Origin of the sequence: Streptomyces sp. SolWspMP-5a-2 (genome assembly GCF_900091845.1) — a bacterium.
GTDB classification, from domain to species: Bacteria; Actinomycetota; Actinomycetes; order Streptomycetales; family Streptomycetaceae; genus Streptomyces; species Streptomyces doudnae.
Genome location: NZ_FMCI01000204.1, coordinates 1 through 16,755, shown reverse-complemented (window position 1 = coordinate 16,755; position 16,755 = coordinate 1). Strand labels below are relative to the sequence as shown.

Below are 16,755 nucleotides of genomic sequence, written 5' to 3'. Positions count from 1 at the left end.
TACGTTCGGCTCGCCGCTCGGCCTGTGCCGGACAGGGCACCGCGGCCCCAAGGATCTCCTGCCTGTTCCGGCCCGGTGAAACGATGACCAGTGTCCAGGAACCGACCGATCCGACCCTGCTGGAGAGCGACCCGCACCCCTCCGACGCGGAACGGGTGCGGCAGATCCGGCGGCGGCTGGAGAGACTGATCGGCATAGCCGCCACCGAGGGCAACCGGCTCGTCCCGCTGCGCAACGGGGACGAGATCTTCGCCGCCATGCTCAGGGCGATCCGCGAGGCCGAGCACACCGTGGACATGATGACCTTCGTGTACTGGAAGGGCGACATCGCGCGCGAGTTCGCCGAGGCGCTGGCGGAGCGCGCCGCCGCCGGAGTGCGGGTGCGGCTGCTCCTCGACGGCTTCGGCAGCCGGCTGATCGAGACCGAGCAGCTCGACGCTATGGAGAAGGCCGGGGTCGAAGTGGCCTGGTTCCGCAAGCCGTTGTACCTCTCCCCGCTCAAGCAGAACCACCGCTGCCACCGCAAGGTGCTCGTGGTCGACGAGGAGACCGCCTTCACCGGCGGGGTCGGCATCGCCGAGGAGTGGTGCGGCGACGCCCGCGACGAGACCGAGTGGCGCGACACCCATGTCCAGGTCCACGGGCCCGCGGTGGACGGCATCGCCGCCGCCTTCACCCAGAACTGGGCCGAGTGCCACGGCGAACTCCTCACCGATGAGGACCGGTTCATCGAGCACCGCCCGCAAGGGGACGCCGTGGTGCAGGTGGTGCGCGGCTCCGCCAGCTTCGGCTGGCAGGACATGCAGACCCTCATCCGCGTCATGCTCGAATCCGCCGAGGAGCGTTTCCGGCTCTGCACCGCCTACTTCTCACCGGACGAGTACTTCGTGGAGCTCCTCTGCGAGACCGCGCGGCGCGGGGTCGACGTGGAGATCGTGCTGCCCGGCCCCCACACGGACAAGCGTGTCTGCCAGCTCGCGGGCCAGCACCACTACGAGGACCTGACCGCCTGCGGGGTGCGCATCCACCAGTACCAGCCGACGATGATGCACGCCAAGGTCATCACCGTGGACGGCATCGCCTCCCTCATCGGCTCCACCAACTTCAACCGCCGCTCCCTGGACCACGACGAGGAGGTCATGCTGGCCGTCCTCGACCCGGAGTTCACCTCCACCCTGGACGAGCACTTCGACTCCGACATCGCGCGCAGCGAACTCATCGGCCGGGGCCGGTGGAAGAGGCGCCCGATCCTGCAGCGCGCCCGGGAGGCCGCCGTCCAGCCCCTCCGCCGCTTCCTGTGACCGCGCCGACCGGCCCGTTCCGCGCCGCCGCGCCCCCGGACGACTGACCCGGGCCTCCCCCGCCCCACCGGGCCCGGTCCCGGGACCGCCCCGGCCCCAAGCTCCCTGCAAGGGGCCGTCCTTACAGTGATCGCCGGACATGCAGGAGAGCTGTTTCCGCGACGACTGCGAAGGGCCACTCGGCGACCATGAACAACGCGTCCCCACCAGGGCAGCTCTGGTTCCGGCGATACGCCCCGTCGGACGATGCCGCCGTCCGCCTGGTGTGCTTTCCGCACGCCGGCGGTTCGGCCAGTTACTTCCACCCGGTGGCCCGCGCGCTCGCGCCGGACGTGGAGGTGCTCGCGGCCCAGTACCCGGGGCGCCAGGACCGCTACCGCGAGCCGTGCGTGGACAGCGTCCAGGAACTCGCGCGTCTCAGCACCCTGGCGCTGCGGGACGGGGACGACCGGCCGTTCGCCCTCTTCGGGCACAGCCTGGGCGCCATGGTGGCGTACGAGGTCGCGCGGAACTTCGCGGCCGCGGGCGGGGCCGGGCCGGTGCACCTGTTCGTGTCCGGCCGCAGGTCGCCCACCCACCACCGTGACGAGTCCGTCCACCAGTTGAGCGACGACGGGCTGATCGGCGAGGTGGTGGCGCTCGGCGGCACGAGTCCGCAGATCCTCGCCGATCCGGAGACGAGGCAGCTCGTGCTGCCCGCGCTGCGGAGCGACTACCGGGCCGCCGAGACCTACCGGCACGGGCCGGGGGCGGCCGTCCGGTGCCCGGTGACCGCGCTCACCGGCGACGCGGACCCGCGGACGTCCCTGGAGGAGGCGGCGGCGTGGCAGGAGCACGCCCCCGGCGGGTTCGAGCTGCTCGTCTTCGGCGGCGACCACTTCTTCCTGAACGGCAGGGCGGACGACGTCGTCGCGGCGCTGCGGGAGCGTCTGTCCGCCTTCACCACGCTCGGGCGGCGGACCCCGGACGGGACGCCACCGCAACGGCCAGTCAGCTAGGAGAGAACGACAGATGACCGACAGCACCGCGATCGCCGGGGCCGAGTCCCCCGCGGTCCCCTCGTTCCCGATCCCCCGCAAGTGCCCGCACCAACTCCCGGACGGCTACGCGCGGATGCGCGCCGAGGGGCTCCCCATGCAGCGGGTGACGCTGTTCGACGGGGGCGAGGCATGGGTGGTGACGCAGCACTCGCTGGCCCGCCGGCTGCTCAGCGACCCGCGGCTCTCCTCGGAGCGGACCCGCCCGGGGTTCCCCGCGATCAGCCCCGCGGAACGGGCGCCGCGGCCGTTCCGCAGCCTCACCGAGATGGACGGCACCGACCACGACGTGCACCGCCGGATGCTCATCCCGGCGTTCACCGTGCGGCGCATCCAGGAGCTGCGGCCGCAGGTGCAGGAGACGGTCGACGGCCGGCTGGACGCGATGATCGAGAAGGGCCCTTCGGCGGATCTGGTCAGCCAGTTCGCCGTGCACGTCCCCTCGATGGTCATCTGCCGCCTCCTGGACGTCTCCTACGACGACCACGAGTTCTTCCAGGCCCTGACCCAGCGCATCACCCAGGACCGCGGCACCCTGAGCGCGGACGAGTTCCGGCAGGCCATCGGGCAGATCCACGGCTACCTCGACCGGCTCGTCACGGAGCAGGAGCGCGAGCCGGGTCCCGGGCTGCTGGGTCTGCTGGCGTCCGAGCGCGTCGCGGGCGGCACCCTGGAGCACGGCGAGCTGGTCTCCATGGCGCTCGTGCTGCTGGTCGCGGCCCAGGAGACGACCTCCTCGACGCTGACCAGCAGCGTCCTCACGCTGCTGGAGAACCCGGCTGAGCTGGCCCGGCTCCAGGCCGACCCGGAGATGTGGACCGGCGCGCTGGAGGAGCTGCTGCGCTTCACGTCCGTCGCCGACCTCGGCACCCGGCGCGTCGCCGCGGACGACATCGAGATCGACGGCCTGGTCATCCGCTCCGGCGAGGGCGTCATCATCCCGAACAGCCTCGTCAACCGGGACCCGGCGGCGTTCGAGGACCCCGACGTCCTCGATGTCGGCCGGTCCGCCCGCAACCATCTCGCGTTCGGGCACGGCGTCCACAACTGCATCGGGCAGAACATGTCGCGGCTGATCCTCGAGGTGTCCCTGCGGACCCTCTTCGAGCGGTTGCCCGGACTGCGACTGGCCGTCCCCGTCGAGGAGTTGGAGATGTCCGCCGCCGGAGGCGTGCAGACGCTCACCTCGCTCCCCGTCACCTGGTAGGGGCGGGAGAGCCGCATGACCTTCGACGTAACCGTCGACCGGGATCTGTGCCAGGGCGCGGGGCAGTGCGTGCTGCGCGCTCCGCTGGTCTTCGACCAGGACGAGGAGGGCCTGGTCGTCCTGGTGGGGCCGGACGTCCCCGAGGAGGAGCGGGAGGCCGCCGCCGACGCGGCCTACCTCTGCCCGGCGGGCGCGGTCTCCGTGCGGTCCTGACACACCGGCCGCTCGGTCGGAAGTACACCTCGCGAGGACGTCCGGAACGAACGGGCGGCACGGGTGGACAGCGGTCCCGTGCCGCCCGTCCGGCGTGCCCGCGTCACGACCCCGGCGTGCCCGCGTCACGTCCGGCATGCTCGCGTCACCGATGACGGGCACCGTGCTCGTTCCCGCACGGCGAAGGCCGGTTCCGCCGTCGGGTGACGGAACCGGCCTCGCTGCTGCCCGCGGGCCCCTACGAGCGGGCCCCGGCGACCGCCTCGGGCGCCCCCGCGCGGGCCAGCTCGTCCGCGAGGTAGCGGGCCAGCCCGCCCGGTGTCGGGTGGTCGAGGACGACGGTGGCGGGGATGCCGATCCCGGTCGCCTCGCGCAGTCGGTTGGTGAGTTCGAGCAGGGTGAGCGAGGAGAAGCCGAGGTCCAGGAGGCTGGTGTCCGGGTCGACGGTGTCCTCGGCGGTGTGGCCCAGGACGGCGCCCGCGTGCCGGGACAGCAGGTCGACGAGGAGCGCCTCGGTCCCGGCCCTGTCGGCCTCCGCGAGCCGGTGCAGGATCTCGGAGGAGAAGCCGGGCCCGTCCGCCGTGTCCGCCAGCGCCGCCACGACCTCGGGCAGGTGGGAGAAGAGGGGGTCGGTCCGGTCCGCGGTGGCCTTGGCGAAGCGTTCCCACTCGACGTCGGCGACCACCAGGAACGGTTCCTGCGTCGTCACCGCCTCGCGCAGTACGGAGACCGCGAGGGAGGGCACGACCGGGCGCAGCCCGAGGCCCGCCGCGACGGCCTGGTCGCCCTCGTCCCACGGGCCCCACGCCACGGCGAGCACGGGCCGTCCCCCACCCCGGCGCCTGGCCACCAGGTCGGCGACGGCCGCCGCGCGGGCCGCGTCAGTGAAGACGTCGGCGAACGGGGTGAACACCACGAACGCGTCGAGGTCGCGGGAGTCGGCGAACTCCTCCGCGCTCGCCAGGTCCGCGAGCGCGGGGTCGGCCGTGGCGTGGACGACGGCGGTGAGGGCCTCTCCTCCGGGCACGGCGGCCTCGATCCGCGCGGCGGCGCCGGGTGCGGACAGGCCGCCCTCCAGCAGGGTGACCCTGGCGCACAGCGTGGCGAGTTCGGCTTCGAGGACCGCGCTCGCGGGGTCGCCCGGCCGGGCGCCGGTGAGCACCAGGTGGGACGCGCCGTTCCGGGCCACCCAGCGGGCGGCGTGCGCGCCCAGCCCCTCGGTGCCACCGACGACCAGCACGGAACCGGTCGGCTGCCATCCGCCGGTGCGCGGTCCCCGGCCCAGCGGGGCGCGGACCAGGCGCCGGACGGACGCGGTGGCCCCGTCGACGCGGACGCGTTCCCCGGACGGCCCGGCCGCGAGGACCGCCGCGACCGTCCGCCAGGTGCGCTGGTCCGTGCTCGGCGGCAGTTCGACGACGCCGATCCCGCCCGGCCCGGCGTGTCCCGCACCCAGGGCGCGGGCGTCCGTGTGCCCGAGGCGGGCGGCGTCGGCGGCCACCCACAGCGGCGCCCTGACCCCGGCCTCCGCGAGGACGAGCAGGAGGGCCGCCGGGTCACCGGGCGTCTCCCGCGGGCTCCGCTGCGCGGGGAGCAGGACGAGGACGCCGTCCACGGTGGGCTCCCCGTCGAGCACGGCGCGCAGCCGGCGCAGCGCCTCGTCGTGGCCGTCGCGCCCGGCGTCCAGCGCGATCCGTGCGACGCGGGCGCCGCACTCGGTGAGCGCGGCGGCGACCGCGGCCTCGTCGGGGGGCGCCGTCCGGCGCCGCCACCAGCCACCGTCCGCGCAGCGGGGCGACCCGGTCGGGCAGCGGCTCCCAGCCGATCCGGTAGCGCCAGGAGCCCTGCCGGTGCCATGCCCACAGCGCCGGGAGCACCGTGGCGAGCGCGGTGTGCTCGGGTTCCCCGACGCCGAGCACCGCGGCGAGCCGCCCGGCGTCCTGCCCGTCGACCACGGACCAGAAGTCGTGTTCGCCGTCGGCCGCGCCGGTGGACCCGGCGGCGCCCGGGGCGTCGCCGGAGTCGAGCCAGTAGCGGCGGCGCTGGAAGGGGTAGGTCGGCAGGTCGACCAGGGCGGCGCCGGGCACCAGCCGGGAGAGGTCGGCGGCCAGGCCCTTGAGGTGGGCGAGGGTGAGCGTGTCGATCACGGCCCGTTCCTCCGGTCGGCCCTCGCGCAGCGACGGGATCACCGCGGCGCGGTCGCCCGCGCGCTGTCCGGCCAGGATGTCGGGGACGAGCGAGGCGAGCACGGGGGCGGGCCCGATCTCGACGTACGCGGTGACGCCGAGGCCGTCGAGGTGGCGGACGCCGTCGTGGAACCGGACGGCCCGGCGGACGTGGTCGGCCCAGTAGCCCGGCGAGCGCAGTTCGTCCAGGGAGGCCACCTCGCCGGTCAGGTTGGAGACGACGGGGATCCGCGGCGGCCGGTGGGTGAGGGTCGCGGCCAGCTCGGTGACGGCGGTGAGGGCGCCGTCCATGTGCGGTGAGTGGAAGGCGTGGCTCACCCGCAGCTGCTTGGTCTTGAGCCCGGCCTCGCGCAGCCGCCGTCTGATGTCGAGCACGGTCTCGCGGTCTCCGGAGAGCACGACGGACTCGGGTCCGTTGACGGCCGCGACGCCCACCCGGTCCTCGTGTCCGGCCAGGTGCTCCATGACCTGGGACTCCGAGGCGCGCACCGAGACCATCGCGCCGCCGGGCGTGGCGTCCTGCATGGCGCGGGCGCGCGCCGCGACCAGGGCGCAGGCGTCCTCCAGGCTGAGCACCCCCGCGGCGTGCACGGCGGCCAACTCGCCTATGGAGTGGCCGATCAGGTAGTCGGGGACCATGCCCCAGCTCTCGTAGAGCCTGAACAGCGCGGTCTCGAAGGCGAACAGGGCGGGCTGGGTGAAGAGGGTCCGGTCCAGTTCGGCGGTGGCGGCGTTGCCGGGCGCGGCGAACACCACGTCGCGCAGCGGGCGTTCGAGGCGGGCGTCGAGGTGGGCGCACGCGGCGTCGAAGTGCCGGGCGAACTCGGGGAAGTGGCGGTACAACTGGGCGCCCATGCCCAGGCGTTGGCTGCCCTGTCCGGTGAACATGAAGGCGGTCAGGCCGGACGCGGCCGACTTGGCGGAGCGTCCGGCGACCGTGAGCAGTCCCGCCGCGGGCTCGTCGCGGCCGAGGGCGTCGAGCCCGCGCAGGAGTTCGTCGCGGTCGGCGGCGACCACGGCGGCGCGCTCGTCGAGCAGGGAGCGCGTCGTGGCCAGCGAGCGGGCGAGGGACCCCAGGTCGAGGGCGGGCTGGGCGCGCACCAGGTCGCGGAGGTGGACGGCGCGGGCCCGCAGCGTCTCGCCGTCGCGGGCGGAGACGACGAACGGCAGGACGGGGGCGTGGACGGCGGGTTCGCCGTCGCCGTCGGCCGCGGGCGCCGGCGGTGCGGGCGCCGGGGCCTCTTCGAGGACGACGTGGGCGTTGGTACCGCTGATGCCGAAGGCGGAGACGCCCGCGCGCATCGGACGTCCGGTGCCGGGCCAGGGTCGCGCCTCGGTGAGCAGGGAGACCGCGCCCGCCGACCAGTCCACCTGGTCCGTGGGCTTCTCGGCGAAGAGGCTGGAGGGCAGGGTGCGGTGCCGCATCGCCATGACCATCTTGATGACGCCCGCCACGCCCGCGGCGCCCTGGGTGTGCCCGATGTTCGACTTGACGGAGCCGAGGTAGAGCGGGGCGCCCTGGCGCCCGCGGCCGTAGGTGGCCAGCAGCGCCTGGGCCTCGATGGGGTCGCCGAGCAGGGTGCCGGTGCCGTGGCCCTCCACCGCGTCGACGTCGCCCGGTTCGAGGCGGGCGTCGGCGAGCGCGCGCTTGATGACGCGCTGCTGGGCGGGTCCGCTGGGCGCGGTCAGGCCGTTGCTCGCGCCGTCCTGGTTGGTGGCCGAGCCGCGGATGACGGCGAGGACCCGGCGGCCGTTGCGGACGGCGTCGGAGAGGCGTTCGAGGACCAGCAGTCCGACGCCCTCGCCGAAGCCGGTGCCGTCGGCCGAGGCGGCGTAGGACTTGCAGCGGCCGTCGGGCGACAGGCCGCGCTGGCGGCTGAACTCGATGAACATCCGCGGGGTCGACATGACGGTGACCCCGCCGGACAGGGCGAGGGAGACCTCACCGCCGCGCAGGGCCCGGCAGGCGAGGTGGATGGCGACGAGGGACGCGGAGCAGGCGGTGTCGACCGACACGGCGGGGCCTTCGAGGCCCAGGGTGTAGGCGATCCGGCCGGACGCGACGCTGCCCGTGCTGCCGTTGGCGACGAAGCCCTCGTACTCGGGCGGGATCTGCCGCAGCCGGGTGGCGTAGTCGTTGTAGAGGACGCCCGCGAAGACGCCGGTGTCGCTGCCGCGCAGCGCGGCGGGGTCGATGCGGGCCCGCTCGCACGCCTCCCACGCGGTCTCCAGGAGCAGCCGCTGCTGCGGGTCGATGGCCGTCGCCTCGCGGGGGCTCAGGCCGAAGGCGGCGGCGTCGAACTGGTCGGCGTCGTGCAGGAATCCGCCGCGGCGGGTGGTGCTGGTGCCGCTCGCGTCGGGGTCGGGGTCGTAGAGCCGGTCGATGTCCCACTCACGGTTGGCCGGGAAGTCCCCGGTGCCGTCCCGTCCGGTGGCGACGAGGTCCCAGAGGTCCTCGGGGCTGCGGACGCCGCCGGGGTAGCGGCACGCCATGCCGACGATGGCGATCGGCTCGTGCGCCTTCGCCTCGGCCTCGGCGAGCTGCTGGCGGGTCCGGTGCAGGTCGGCCGCCATCCACCGAAGGGCGTCGGTCAGTTCTTGCTCGTCGGCCATCGGTCATCGTCCTCACGTACGTGATGGGTGGTGAACGCTCAGATCCCGGTGGAGCGGTGCACGCGCACGTCGCCGTGACCGGCCAGCCGGTGCCGGAGCCCGGCCAGGGAGACGACGGAGCGCAGCGCCGCCCGCTGGGGCAGGTGCGTGCCGTGCATGCGCAGCAGGGAGAGGGTGAGCCAGGGGCCGGACATGTCGAGGAAGGCGGGCGCGGCGTGCACGTCGTCGATGTCGAGCACGGTGAGCCGGCGGACGGTGCGGCGCAGCAGGTCGGTCTCGGCGACGGGGATGATCTCGTCGCGGCGGCTCGACACGTAGGCGACGGGCGCTTCGAGGGCCTGGAGCTGCGGTTCGGTCAGGCCCCAGTCGCGCATGTGGTGGCCGACCTTGTCGGAGGAGGTGCCCGCCATGTGCGCGAGGGTGTCGACGGTGACGGCGGGCAGGGCGCGCTGCCACTCGGGGTCGGTGTAGAAGTGGCTGACGGGGGTGCTCATGGTGACGACGCCGCTGATCCGGGGGTCTTCGAGGGCGCAGCGCAGGGCCATGTGGCCGCTGAAGCTGAGGGCCATCGCGTAGATGCGGGAGCGGCCCACCCAGTCCTCGACGGCGTCGATGACGCCGCTGAGCATCCGCCAGCTGTCGGGGCCGTAGGGGACGGTGTTGGAGCCGGTGCCCGGCATCTCGGTGGCGATCCCGGTGAGGCCCAGTTTCGCGAGGCGCAGCAGGATCGGCGCGTACTGCTCCTTGGTGCTGACGATCCCGCCCATCAGGATGACGCAGGGCCGGTCGCCGCGGATCGGCAGGCCGTTGGTGTAGCACTGGACGCGGCCTTCGGGGAGTTCGAGGTCCAGGTGTTCCAGGGGGGCGCCGGACTCGCGGATCCACCGCGCGAAGGTCTCCTGGCTGTGGGTCAGCGCGGCTTCCCGGCCGGGTCCGTCGACGAACGGGAACCTGGCTATGTAGGAGAGGCTGCACGCCTCCTGGAGTCTGCCCCCGCGTTCGGACTCCGCGGCGGCGGCCGACCACTCGGCGGTCCAGGACCCGGGGCCCTCGCCGTCGTGCTCGATGCGGGCGAGCACCGCGGCGGTGCGCTCCTGGGGGACGCGCTGGGCGCGGGCGTGCGAGACCGCGAACTGCTTGAGTTCCTCGACGTTGTTCATGGCATCCTTCGGGGTCGGGAGCGCCGGCCCGCGGGCGGTCTCCTGCGGGTCGCGCCGGTGGGCGCCGAGGTCACCGGGTGGCCGCCGCCAGTCCGGCGGGGTCGGACAGCGGATCGAGGCGCCGGTCCTCGACGAGGATGGCGTGGTGCAGGTCGCGCAGGGCCTGGCACGGTTCGAGGCCGAGGTTGGCGTTGATCACGTGGCGGGCGCTGTGGAAGGTGGAGAGGGCGTCGGCCTGCCGGTCGGAGCGGTAGAGCGCCAGCATCAACTGCCGGTAGAAGGTCTCCTGGAGCGGGTGCTCGGTGGTCAGCGCGTACAGCTCGCTGACGAGTTCGCGGTGCCGGCCGAGCGCGAGTTCCGCCTCGATCATCATCTCCAGGCATTCGAGCCGTGACTCCTCCATCCGCCGGGAATACCCGGCGAGAATGGGGCCGCCCTGGAGCCCGCCGAAAGGCGAGGAACCGTGCCACAGGCCGAGGGCGGATCTCAGGACCGTCGAGGCGGCGGCATATTCCTGTCTGCGCAGCTGCTCCCGCCCGGAATTGACCATCTTGTCGAAGGTGCGGGCGTCGACCTCGTCGGACCCGAGTTGCAGCATGTAGCCGGGGGACCTGGTGATGATCTGCCCTCCGGCCCATTTGCGCTGCTTAAGGAACTTGCGGAGCCTGGATATGTTGACGTGGATGCCCGCGGCTGCCCGGGTGGGCGGCTCCGCGTCCCACAACTCCGTCATCAGGGAACGGCAGTTGACCACGTGGTCGGCGCGGATCAGCAGGACGGCGAGCAGGATCTCCAGCTTGCGTGACTCCAGGAGCGCCTGTTCGTCACCGACGACAACGCAAAATGATCCTAAAATTTCGTAACGCATAATCTCTCCAGTGGGAGCTATGACCCGCTTAGGCATCAGTTACGACAGGAAGCCAAGAAGAGCCTCTCCGGAACCGCTGATCTCTCATTTCTCCGCCAACTGAACAGACCCACTGGAAGCCGAAGGCGAGATGTCGCCGCAAGCCTCTTCGGAAGTGCTTGTCACTCGACAACAATAACCATCACCCCGTTACGGGGCGCCAGAGGAAACGCGGGGTCAGATCCGTTCGAAGACGAGCCCCGCCTTGATCCACTTACTGGACTCGACCGCGACGCAGAGGCCGCGCTCCCCCGGCGCCATCTCCGCGAACGCCTTCTCCAGTTGGAGGAAGGGCAGCGAGTTGCCGGTGTTGCCCGTCACGTCGACGACGGACACCTCCTCCGCCCCCGGCACCGCCAGCCGCTCCACGATCCGCGGCGTCATGCGGCCGGAGAGCTGCGGCGGCAGCAGGTAGTCGATGTCGGCCCGCTTCCAGCCGAGGTCGTCGAGCAGCTCCTCCAGGATCTCGACGGCCATCCCGGGGACGGAGTCCTCGATCATCTTGTAGTTCTCGCTCGCCGGGTTGCGCTCGCCGCCGCGGTCCGCCGCGCCGTACCACTCCAGCGACTGGCCCGACTCGCGGCCGAGCCCGGTGAGCCGGGTGAACACCCGCCGGATCGCCGCCGCCCCGGAGTCCGCGTCCCTGCTCAGCACGGCGGCCCCGGCGCCGTCGCCGAAGAGGACCAGGTTGACCAACTGGCCCGGCGGCAGCGCCCGCAGGTCCCGCTTGAGGTCGAAGTGCTTGGCGGTGACCTCGCCGCCGATGACCAGCGCGGTGCGGTAGCGGCCGGTGCTCAGCAGGTCGTGGGCGAGTTCGATGGCCTGCACGGCGCCCGAGCACCCGGACTGGAGCTGGTACGTCGGCACGTTGTTCACGCCGAGCCGGTCGGCGACGACGTTGACGGTGGCCGGCATCAGCATGTCCGGCATGGCGGTGCCCATGACGACCAGGTCGATGTCGTCCACGGACGTCCCGGACGCGGCCAGGGCCCGCTCGGCGGCGGACGTCGCCAGGTCGGCGAGCGAGCAGTACTGCTCGCCGGTGCCGAGGTCGGTCGCCAGGTGGCGGGTCCGCGTCTCGATGAACGTGTCGACCCATTGCTGCCAGAGCGCGTCCATTCGAAACGCCTTCGCGAGCATCGCGGTGTCGACAGGCTCGCCCGGGAGTGCGGTTCCGACCGAAAGGATGCGGATCTCAGAGGATGGCATGGCACCCATACTCGGAGCGCATCCTAAAAACTTGACGCATCGCACCTTGCCCCCGACTCCATTCGGTGTTCAAGCGTCGGTAAAGCTCCTGGTGGGCGACGTCCGTGCGGCGGGAAACGACTGCCCAAGCCAAAAACCAGACGCAGGTTAGTAGCCGTTTAGAGGCGATGGCGAGTATGGGCGCGAGAGTGTTAAAACTATAGGAGAGAAGGGCCGAATATGCGCCTCACGGCAAAAAAGCCGCGCATCCTCACCACAGCGGCGATCGCGCTCCTCGCGAGCACCCTCACCGTCGGCGTGGCCTCGGCCGACAGCTCGGCGCCCGCCCGGTCCACCGCGTCGAGGACGTCGGCCGGAGCGTCGCACGTCCCGTCGTCCCTCACGTCCCTCATCGAGTCCGTGCGCGGCTCGAAGCGGGGCTGTGTGGTCATGACCGGCCTGACCGAGCAGTTCATCGAGGGCACGGTGACCGGTGCCGGTCCCGACCCGACGAAGCCGCAGATCGGGCAGCACGGCGTCTACTCGATGCGCGTCTACAACGCCGCCGGTGAGGTCATCGGTGAGCAGCGCGACGGCACCACCGACGTCTACGCCCAGGCGCCCAACGGGCACTTCCTCGTCCACGGTGTCGAGGACTTCAAGCTCAACGACGGCTCGATCCACGCCGAGGGCAACTACGACCTGACCTCCACGCTCGCGCACGAGTGGCAGGTCGTTCCGGCGGTCGGCACCAGCGGCCGCTACAAGGGCAAGAGGGGCTACGAGTTCTTCTACGACGTCACCAACCCCTTCCTGTTCAAGCTGGCGTTCGTCCTCTGCGGCTGAGTCCGCTGCCCCGGCTCCGGCCGGGGCACCGGCTGCCGCCGGGGCACGATCTCCGGTGAACGACGGCGGACGGGCGCTCCGCGGACCTCGGTCCGCGGAGCGCCCGTTCCGTGTTCAGGGGCTTGGCGCGGTCACCCGCGCGCGGGCCCGAACCAGGTGGTCAGCGACGCCAGCAGCCGCTCGCCGTCCGTCGCGTCGCCCGCCCAGGCCACATGTCCGTCCGGGCGGACCAGCACGGCCGCCGCGGGTGCGGGCTCGACCGGCTTCGCGGTGACCAGGTCGACGCGGTCCGCCCAGCCCCGGGCCGCGCCGGGCAGCGTCACGCCGTCGGAGAGGATGAGCAGCAGACCCCGTCCCCCGCGCAGGAGTTCGGCGACCGTGACCGGTTCCCCGGCCGCGGTGACGAGGTCGAGGTCGGGCATCCGGCGTCCCGGCAGCGACGTCCGGTCCCCGCCGTCGGACGGCTCCCCCGGCAGGGCGTAGCGCACGCCCACGCCGGTGACCTCCTCCATGATGTGCCGGTGGACGTCGTCGTAGGCCATCAGCTCCTGGAAGAAGGAGCGCAGGTCGCGCACCCAGTCCGCCGGGAACGTCATCGCCTTCTGCGCCTCGGTGTTGGTCAGGACCGACCGCCCGGCCGGGTGCCGTTCGGAGTGGTAGGTGTCGAGGAGGCTCTCGGGGGCCCGGCCCAGGACGACCGCCGCGAGCTTCCAGCCGAGGTTCGCCGCGTCCGCGATGCCCAGGCTCATGCCCTGGCCGCTCTGCGGGTAGTGGATGTGCGCCGCGTCACCGGCGAGCAGGACCCGGCCCGCCCGGTAGCGGTCGGCGAGCCTGGCCGAGTCGCTGAACCGCGAGAGCCAGCGCGCCTGCCCCAGTTCGACCTCCTCCCCCGTGACCCGGCGGATGGACTCCCGCAGTTCGTCCAGGGTGGGGGTGTCCTGCTCCCCGGGCGTGACCTCGTACTCGACGGTGGTGACCCGGAAGCCCGAGGGTTCGATCGGGGCCACGCCGAAGATGCCGCCGGGGTAGCTCAGCGGCGTCCGGTACTCGACGGACGTCTCGATCGACTCCACGTCGCCGAGGATGCCGTGCACCTTGGGGCCGGTGCCGGGGAAGCCGATCCCGGCCAGCCCGCGCACCGTGCTGCCGCCGCCGTCGCAGCCCACCAGGTAGGCGCACCGCAGCTCGTACTCCCCGTCGGGGCCGACGACGTCCACGGCGACGCCGTCGTCGTCCTGGCGGAGGCCGACGACCTCGTGCCCGCGCCGGATCTCGATGCCCGACGCGACCGCGTGCTCCTCCAGCAGCCGCTCCACCTTGAACTGCGGCATGGACAGCGTGTACTTGTGGCGGCTGTCCAGCTTGGTCAGGTCCATCGGCAGCCCGGCGAAGTGGCTGACGGGCACCGGCCTGCCCTCTGCCAGGAAGCGCTCCAACAGGCCGCGCTGGTGCAGGAGTTCGGCGGTGCGCGCGTTGAACCCCAGGGCGCGCGACTGCCCGCTCGGCCGCTGGAGCCGGTCGAGGACCACGCTCTCCACGCCGGCCAGCTTCAGTTCGCCGGCGAGCATCAGGCCGACCGGACCGGCCCCCACGACGGCGACGGTGATGGGCATACAGACTCCTTCGGAGCGTCCGGGGACGCTCCGGCCGCCGGGGACGACGACGCCGCGCCTTGTCACGTGCCGAGGGAGCGCACCCTGGGGATCAAGGTGGGTTCAGAGGTGCGGCCGTCCGGCGTCCACGCCGCACGGCCTCGCCCCGGCCGCCGACGGCACCCGCACCCGGGCGGCACCGAAACCCCGTGACCAGGGCGAGGTGAACGCTACCCAGCCCGCCTTGCACCGTTCTAGGGCGCCGCTTTCCACCGCCTCGGAGCGAGTCGGGCCCGCGCGCGGCGCCCTCAGCTCCCGCGGTTCCCGGGGTCCCGGTCGGCGGCGGCGAGTCCGCGCACGACGGGCCGCAGCAGGTCGATGATCTCCTGCGGCGGCGCGTCCTTGAGCCCGTCGAGCTCCAGCAGGTGGCGGCCCAGGATGACCCCGAGGATGGTGGCGCTGAGCAGGCTTCCGCGCAGCTCCGCGTCGTCGCTGTCGATGGACCGGCTGATCTGCTCCAGCTGATCGGCCGTCACCCGGCGCACCCCCTCCCTCGCCTCCTCGTGGGTGAGCATCGAGCGCAGCAGGGCGAGCGAGGCCGTCGGCTCCGTCACCAGCCGGTCGGTGAGCGAGGCGAGCAGGGCCTCGGCGACGTCGGGCGACGCGTCGCTCACCGTCTCGTCGTCGGAGACGGCGGTGGCCTTGAGGAACAGCTCCTTCTTCGAGTTGAAGTAGTGCATGACCAGGCCCGGGTCGACCTGCGCGGCCTCCGCGACGGCCCTGATGGTGGTGCGTTCGTAGCCGGAGCGCGCGAAGCCCTCACGAGCCGCGACCAGGATGCGCGACTCGGTCTGCCAGCGCTTCTGAGCACGTGTCACTCGTGCGGGATCGTTCGCCATACCTTGATTCTACAGCCGTTGACCGAGCTGACAATTTCGTTCTATGGTCGTTGAATCAACGGGTGTTCAATGAATGGAGAGCCCACCATGGCGAGCAAGACCCCCCTCACCCCGGATCTGGGGCCTGAGTCGCCACCTGGTCAGGCCGGCGCGTTCGTCTGGACGAAGCGGCACGTCATGGCCCTGCTCGTGCTCTGCGCCGCGCAGATGCTCGAAGCCATCGACGTCACCGTCGTCAACGTGGCTCTCCCGACGATCAAGACGAGCCTCGACTTCTCCGAGGCCGATCTGCAGTGGGTCGTCAACGCCTACACCGTGCTGTTCGGCGGGTTCCTGCTGCTCGGCGGCCGCTCGGGCGACCTGCTGGGCCGCCGCCGGGTGCTGATCGGCGGACTCTCCCTGTTCACCGTCGCGTCGCTCGCCTGCGGTCTGTCGATGAACGCCGGGATGCTGGTGGGCACGCGCGCCCTCCAGGGGCTGGCCGCGGGCTTCATCGCGCCGATGACGCTCGCGATGCTGGCGCAGATCTTCCCGCAGGGTCCCGCCCGCAACAAGGCCGTGGCCATCTGGGGCGCCGTCGCCGCCGTGAGCGGTTCGCTCGGCCTGATCATCGGCGGCCTGTTCGTCGCCGGTCCCGGCTGGAGCTGGGTCTTCTACGTGAACATCCCGATCGGCGTGCTCATGGTCCTCGGGGCGCTGCGCTACCTGGCGCCGGACGGACCGGCCCGCAACCAGGGGCACTTCGACGTCGTCGGCGCGATCACCTCCACCCTCGGCCTGTGCGTGTTCACCTACGCGGTGGTGCAGACGAGCACCCACTCCTGGTCCTCCGGGCGCACCATCGGCCTGCTGATCGCGGCGGTCGCGCTGCTCGCCTACTTCGTGGTCCACGAGAACGTCTTCAGCAAGGAACCGCTGGTCCCGTTCGTGCTGTTCAGGAACCGGACGGTGACCGGCGCCAACGTGGTGCAGGCGCTGGCCACCTCCGGCCTCTTCGTGATGTTCTACGTGGCCACCCTGTTCATGCAGCAGGTCCTGCACTACTCGGCGATCAAGACCGGCGTGCTCTACCTGCCCTGCACGGTCTCGCTCGTGCTGTTCGCCGCGGCCGTCCCGCCGCTGCTGCCGAAGCTGGGCGTGCGCTGGGTGACCGCCATCGGCTGCGCCATCGCCAGCGTCGGCCTGTACCTGTACTCCGGGATCTCGATCGACAAGGGCGTGATGGGCAACTTCATCGTCCCGTCGCTCTTCCTCAGCCTGGGCATGGCGCTGGCCTCCATCCCGATCACGGTCGCCGCCGTCCACGGCGTCGAGTCCGCGCTGACCGGTGTCGCCTCCGGCATGGTCAACGTGACCCGCACCATCGGCGGTTCGCTCGGCCTCGCGATCATCTCCACCGTCGCCGCCTCGAAGACCAGCGACCTGCTGGGCGGCGGCCAGAGCCCCGACAGCGCGCTCACCGACGGGTTCCAGCTCGCCTTCCAGATCGCCGCCGTGCTGATGGCGATCGCCGGTGTCGCGGCGATCGCCTTCTTCCGCGACGAGGCACGGGGCGAGAAGGTCGACCTGGCGGCCCTGGCCACCGCCGGTATCGACGAGTGACCCC

The 16,755-nt window shown here is 72.3% G+C and carries 13 protein-coding genes; 6 read left to right on the top strand and 7 right to left on the bottom strand.

Annotation, left to right across the window (positions count from 1 at the left end):
- Positions 1-83: 83 nt before the first annotated feature.
- The 4 genes from GA0115242_RS20715 to GA0115242_RS20700 all read left to right on the top strand — a co-directional run bounded on the left by GA0115242_RS20715 (position 84) and on the right by GA0115242_RS20700 (position 3,758).
- A complete protein-coding gene (locus GA0115242_RS20715) occupies positions 84-1,301 on the top strand; it encodes a phospholipase D-like domain-containing protein (RefSeq protein WP_093830630.1) in 1,218 nt (405 codons plus the stop codon).
- Positions 1,302-1,489: 188 nt separating this feature from the next.
- Positions 1,490-2,299 (top strand): thioesterase II family protein, encoded by an 810-nt coding sequence (locus GA0115242_RS20710; RefSeq protein WP_093830628.1) that lies wholly within the window; start codon positions 1,490-1,492, stop codon positions 2,297-2,299.
- Between the two features lie 13 nt (positions 2,300-2,312).
- Positions 2,313-3,545: a cytochrome P450 gene (locus GA0115242_RS20705; protein ID WP_093830626.1), complete on the top strand. Its 1,233-nt coding sequence runs from the start codon at positions 2,313-2,315 to the stop codon at positions 3,543-3,545.
- 15 nt (positions 3,546-3,560) lie between these two features.
- Entirely contained in the window at positions 3,561-3,758 is a 198-nt protein-coding gene (locus GA0115242_RS20700; protein ID WP_093830624.1) for a ferredoxin, read from the top strand.
- 238 nt (positions 3,759-3,996) lie between these two features.
- Here GA0115242_RS20700 and GA0115242_RS20695 read toward each other — a convergent pair whose 3' ends face one another.
- The 5 genes from GA0115242_RS20695 to GA0115242_RS20675 all read right to left on the bottom strand — a co-directional run bounded on the left by GA0115242_RS20695 (position 3,997) and on the right by GA0115242_RS20675 (position 11,833).
- Positions 3,997-5,373, bottom strand: a complete 1,377-nt coding sequence (locus GA0115242_RS20695; protein WP_141721686.1) for a beta-ketoacyl reductase — start codon at positions 5,371-5,373, stop codon at positions 3,997-3,999.
- Positions 5,315-8,557 (bottom strand): type I polyketide synthase, encoded by a 3,243-nt coding sequence (locus GA0115242_RS20690; protein ID WP_093830620.1) that lies wholly within the window; start codon positions 8,555-8,557, stop codon positions 5,315-5,317. Before GA0115242_RS20690 ends, GA0115242_RS20695 begins: the two co-directional genes overlap by 59 nt.
- Positions 8,558-8,595: 38 nt before the next feature.
- Complete coding sequence (locus tag GA0115242_RS20685; RefSeq protein WP_093830618.1) at positions 8,596-9,717, bottom strand: alpha/beta fold hydrolase; 1,122 nt, start codon at positions 9,715-9,717, stop codon at positions 8,596-8,598.
- Positions 9,718-9,787: 70 nt separating this feature from the next.
- On the bottom strand, positions 9,788-10,585 hold the full coding sequence (locus tag GA0115242_RS20680; protein ID WP_093830616.1) for an AfsR/SARP family transcriptional regulator: 798 nt from the start codon (positions 10,583-10,585) through the stop codon (positions 9,788-9,790).
- Positions 10,586-10,801: 216 nt separating this feature from the next.
- Positions 10,802-11,833 (bottom strand): 3-oxoacyl-ACP synthase III family protein, encoded by a 1,032-nt coding sequence (locus GA0115242_RS20675; RefSeq protein ID WP_093830729.1) that lies wholly within the window; start codon positions 11,831-11,833, stop codon positions 10,802-10,804.
- 219 nt (positions 11,834-12,052) lie between these two features.
- On the opposite strand from GA0115242_RS20675, the gene GA0115242_RS20665 reads away from it, so the two are divergent.
- Positions 12,053-12,658: an allene oxide cyclase barrel-like domain-containing protein gene (locus GA0115242_RS20665; protein WP_141721684.1), complete on the top strand. Its 606-nt coding sequence runs from the start codon at positions 12,053-12,055 to the stop codon at positions 12,656-12,658.
- Positions 12,659-12,789: 131 nt separating this feature from the next.
- On the opposite strand, the gene GA0115242_RS20660 is transcribed toward GA0115242_RS20665, so the two are convergent.
- Positions 12,790-14,271 carry an FAD-dependent monooxygenase gene (locus GA0115242_RS20660; RefSeq protein ID WP_093830610.1) on the bottom strand — a complete coding sequence of 494 codons (1,482 nt, stop codon included), beginning with the start codon at positions 14,269-14,271 and terminating at the stop codon, positions 12,790-12,792.
- A gap of 287 nt (positions 14,272-14,558) precedes the next feature.
- Complete coding sequence (locus GA0115242_RS20655) at positions 14,559-15,149, bottom strand: TetR/AcrR family transcriptional regulator (protein ID WP_093830608.1); 591 nt, start codon at positions 15,147-15,149, stop codon at positions 14,559-14,561.
- An 87-nt stretch (positions 15,150-15,236) separates the two neighbouring features.
- Here GA0115242_RS20655 and GA0115242_RS20650 point away from each other — a divergent pair, with 87 nt between their 5' ends.
- The gene (locus GA0115242_RS20650; protein WP_161353201.1) at positions 15,237-16,751 is read left to right on the top strand and encodes an MFS transporter; all 1,515 of its coding nucleotides are present in this window, start codon (positions 15,237-15,239) and stop codon (positions 16,749-16,751) included.
- Positions 16,752-16,755: the final 4 nt, after the last annotated feature.

Excerpts from the sequence above, each read along its gene's own strand:
- GA0115242_RS20700 (WP_093830624.1), top strand. The coding sequence starts at position 3,561 with ATGACCTTCGACGTAACCGTCGACCGGGATCTGTGCCAGGGCGCGGGG.
- GA0115242_RS20685 (WP_093830618.1), bottom strand. The coding sequence starts at position 9,717 with ATGAACAACGTCGAGGAACTCAAGCAGTTCGCGGTCTCGCACGCCCGC.
- GA0115242_RS20650 (WP_161353201.1), top strand. The coding sequence starts at position 15,237 with ATGGCGAGCAAGACCCCCCTCACCCCGGATCTGGGGCCTGAGTCGCCA.
- GA0115242_RS20675 (WP_093830729.1), bottom strand. The coding sequence starts at position 11,833 with ATGCCATCCTCTGAGATCCGCATCCTTTCGGTCGGAACCGCACTCCCG.
- GA0115242_RS20680 (WP_093830616.1), bottom strand. The coding sequence starts at position 10,585 with ATGCGTTACGAAATTTTAGGATCATTTTGCGTTGTCGTCGGTGACGAA.
- GA0115242_RS20705 (WP_093830626.1), top strand. The coding sequence starts at position 2,313 with ATGACCGACAGCACCGCGATCGCCGGGGCCGAGTCCCCCGCGGTCCCC.
- GA0115242_RS20715 (WP_093830630.1), top strand. The coding sequence starts at position 84 with ATGACCAGTGTCCAGGAACCGACCGATCCGACCCTGCTGGAGAGCGAC.
- GA0115242_RS20665 (WP_141721684.1), top strand. The coding sequence starts at position 12,053 with ATGCGCCTCACGGCAAAAAAGCCGCGCATCCTCACCACAGCGGCGATC.
- GA0115242_RS20710 (WP_093830628.1), top strand. The coding sequence starts at position 1,490 with ATGAACAACGCGTCCCCACCAGGGCAGCTCTGGTTCCGGCGATACGCC.
- GA0115242_RS20660 (WP_093830610.1), bottom strand. The coding sequence starts at position 14,271 with ATGCCCATCACCGTCGCCGTCGTGGGGGCCGGTCCGGTCGGCCTGATG.
- GA0115242_RS20655 (WP_093830608.1), bottom strand. The coding sequence starts at position 15,149 with ATGGCGAACGATCCCGCACGAGTGACACGTGCTCAGAAGCGCTGGCAG.
- GA0115242_RS20690 (WP_093830620.1), bottom strand. The coding sequence starts at position 8,557 with ATGGCCGACGAGCAAGAACTGACCGACGCCCTTCGGTGGATGGCGGCC.